This window comes from Acinetobacter sp. LCT-H3 (assembly GCF_001866125.1).
In the GTDB taxonomy this organism is placed as follows: Bacteria; Pseudomonadota; Gammaproteobacteria; order Pseudomonadales; family Moraxellaceae; genus Acinetobacter; species Acinetobacter schindleri.
This window is the reverse complement of the sequence record NZ_MODX01000059.1, coordinates 1-3,297: the sequence shown is the minus strand read 5'-3', so window position 1 is coordinate 3,297 and position 3,297 is coordinate 1. Positions and strand designations below refer to the sequence as shown.

Annotated in this window: 1 protein-coding gene; it reads right to left on the bottom strand. The window is 35.8% G+C overall.

Features of this window, described 5'->3' with window-relative positions; all coding sequences use genetic code 11:
* Nucleotides 1–346 precede the first annotated feature (346 nt).
* Nucleotides 347–3,283, bottom strand: coding sequence for a calcium-binding protein (locus BK820_RS14780; protein WP_143045206.1), 2,937 nt, complete (start codon nucleotides 3,281–3,283; stop codon nucleotides 347–349).
* Nucleotides 3,284–3,297: the final 14 nt, after the last annotated feature.

Sequence of the window (3,297 nt, the reverse complement as noted above, 5' to 3'; positions counted from 1 at the left end):
AATCTTTGTGCAACAAAGCCATATAAATATCAAAATCTTAATAATTATTCAAAATTTTTTAATGAAATTTATTTATATGTTTTAAATAAAGTAAAAACTTATAGAATTACTATTTTTAAAAGTTATTTTTTTTAATAGCTTAAGATATTTTTTGTTTAACATTTAATCATCACTAGTTAATTGTTTTAAAAAAATTTAGTAATTTATTTATCACATATCGAGACGTTAAGTTGTATAAACCTTTCTTATATTTATGTTTTTATTCTCAGCTTACGTACATTAATATGAAAAACCCGCCGAAGCGGGTTTTTCATTTAACTATTTTTAAAGATATTGAGTTACTAACTTAGTACAGAAGTTGGTTGTTTTCCAAAAGCTGCTCTAAGCTAACATTATTATTTTGCAACGTGATCAATGAGGCGTAACCTAATGAAGTCCCTGCATTGTCACCATCTAAATCAAATTTAACAATAGTATTTCCATTCGATTGTTCTACAAAAACAAACTTAGAAATATCCGTTATATTCTGATCTGCTAATAGCCCACTGATATCAATGGTGTCACCTTCAGCAAGGTTAAAATCAGTCCATGTATCCTGACCATTCCCCCCTGTATTATCACTCGCATCTAAAAGATTGAAAATCACTTTATCTGCGCCAGTACCACCTGTAATTGTATCATTACCTGCTCCACCAATGATGATATCGTTACCAGCTCGACCATTTAGTGTGTCGTCACCAGCACCGCCATGCAGAATATCATTACCATCACCACCATTTAAGATGTCATTACCATAACCACCGATCAGCGTATCATTACCTTGATTTCCGTTTAAAGCATCATCACTAATACCTCCTATCAGTATGTCATCACCAATAGTCCCTGATGCTTGATTTGTCCCATCCACTCTAATTGCATTATCAATGTTGGTACTGTTTAATACGGATGTAACATCAATTTTCAACTCTGCAGTTTCAGTTTGTCCTGTATATGAGGTGGTTTTATAAGTGAATGTTTCTATACCAGAACCCGTACCATTCGCTATATAAATATATGAACCATTCTTACTGAGTACTAATGTTCCGTACAGACCGTTAATGGAAATCGAGTCTGCTCCTTTATTTACATCATTAACATACAGCGTATAAGAACCGATCGCTAGCGAATCAAGTTGCTGATTTCCGATATCATTCGAAAGAATTGATCCTTCGATAGCAGCACTATGAGCAACATATTGTAATTCAGAAACTGTTGCGCCATTAAATGTATAGTTCCAATTAATAAATGAACTCGTAGGTCTAGTACCCGATAACTCTATACTATAAAGACCAGACTCTAATTCAAGATCATCAAAGTTTATAGACATTGATGGATTACCTTCAGCGCCTGCACTTGGCGGCAATGTTGTTATAGGCGCTCCCGCTGTTTCAATTTTTGAATCGATTAACTCTCTATCAGAGGAATCATTTGGATTAACTTTGTAAAGCTTATACGTAATCTCAACAACACCATTTACTGTTGAATTTGTTACAGCAAAGTCAAGAGACCCTCCGAGGAGTTTAGATCCAGGATCAATAGTAAAATTAATAGTTTCTGATATATCTGTACTCAAAGTGAACGAATCACTAGTACCTAAATCTTTAACGACACCAGATTTATTAAAGACTATTTCATTAGCTAAATCATCATTAGTACCGTGTGTAGCTATACGGATATTTAATACTTCAACTGTCTTATTGCCGTTTTCATCTTCTACAACAACATTGAAGCGCTCGATTTGTCCATAAGGTGGCACCCATCCTGTCCTGTCATCCGGCACCGCCACCTCATATGTATAAGTACCATCTGATTTAATTCGAAGTACACCATATTCGCCATTAATTTCTGCTTCAGTAGAATCAATATTTGTTCCATCCACTGAAATAACTGTACCACTATCAGGTGTTACGTCTCCATCCACAGAACCTGTGAAGTTAGCAGGTGAATTATAATCATAGACCGTATCTTGGCGAACATATAACCCTGTAGTGGTACCTACTCCTATGGCGGCATCAGCAATAATAATTGCTTTATATTGCCCCTCACCAAAGCTAAGTTTTAACCAGTCATCTCCACTATTCGCTCCCAAGGCGATAACGTTATACCAATTTTCTTCTAAATGAACTTGAATATATTGGCCCGTAGTGTCATCAAGTTTATACACCACTAAAGATACATTGATTCCACCACCCACACTAATGGTACTACTATAGAAACTCAGTTCACGAAGTTGGTTTTCAGCTACAGAAAAATCATAGGTACCATCACCTGATAAAGCCGATGCATTCAGTACAGAAGGTATACCTAAATCTAAATCAAGCAGAGAAAAACTTAATACATTGTAAGCTGAATTTGTTTGGTAATCGCTAACAATTATGTCATACACCAAAGAAGGGGTTGAATCTACAATTACAGTATTATCAATTTCTACCGGATCTGATTTAGGTGGAACATTCAGTTCAATCTGAAGATCGGCAGATGCCGTAATTCCTTTTGGGGTTGTTACGACATAGGTAAATACTTCTCTTTCTCCATATTCCCTAAAATCAGGATCTATACTATAAGAATACTCACCGGATCCATTAATATTGAACACACCATAATCAGCCTCAATTTCTAAACCATTTATTGAATCTACGTCGTAGCTTTGTCCTTTATAAATAATACTTGTAATAGCACTTCCAGCAGGAATATTATCTTGCCCATAAGAAAAATCATCATCGAGAATAACGTTACCCTCAGTCAATCCACTAACATTTATGGCTTGACCATAATCGAGAACCTTTTGATCTTCGAAGCTTAAGGTATAGCCTGTAACTGCAGCAATCCCACCTCCAACACTTAAAGCAAATAACCAATTACCTTCACCTAGAGTATATGGTGTTGGCTCAGAACCTCCTGCGATAAATCCACCGAACCAATTTGGAATATACTCATGCTGCTCCCAAACTTGAGTATTTGGATTCTGCTTATAGACGTATAAATCCATCGTTCCAGCAAATACACCAACAACATCACCTTGTAATGTAAAGAGGCGCTCAGTATTTTCATCAACGTTAATAACTGTAGATGACGCAAGCACGTCTCCTAACACATTTGCATCCAGCACCCCACCTAATTTAGCACCTACAATTGTTAAACCAGTACTATTTGCAATAAGTGGAGGATTATCAATTTCTAATGGTTCAACATTTAGAATGGCTTGCACATTGTTATTTGCTAAGACTAGTAATTCATCATTCACTGCTGGAATCTCTA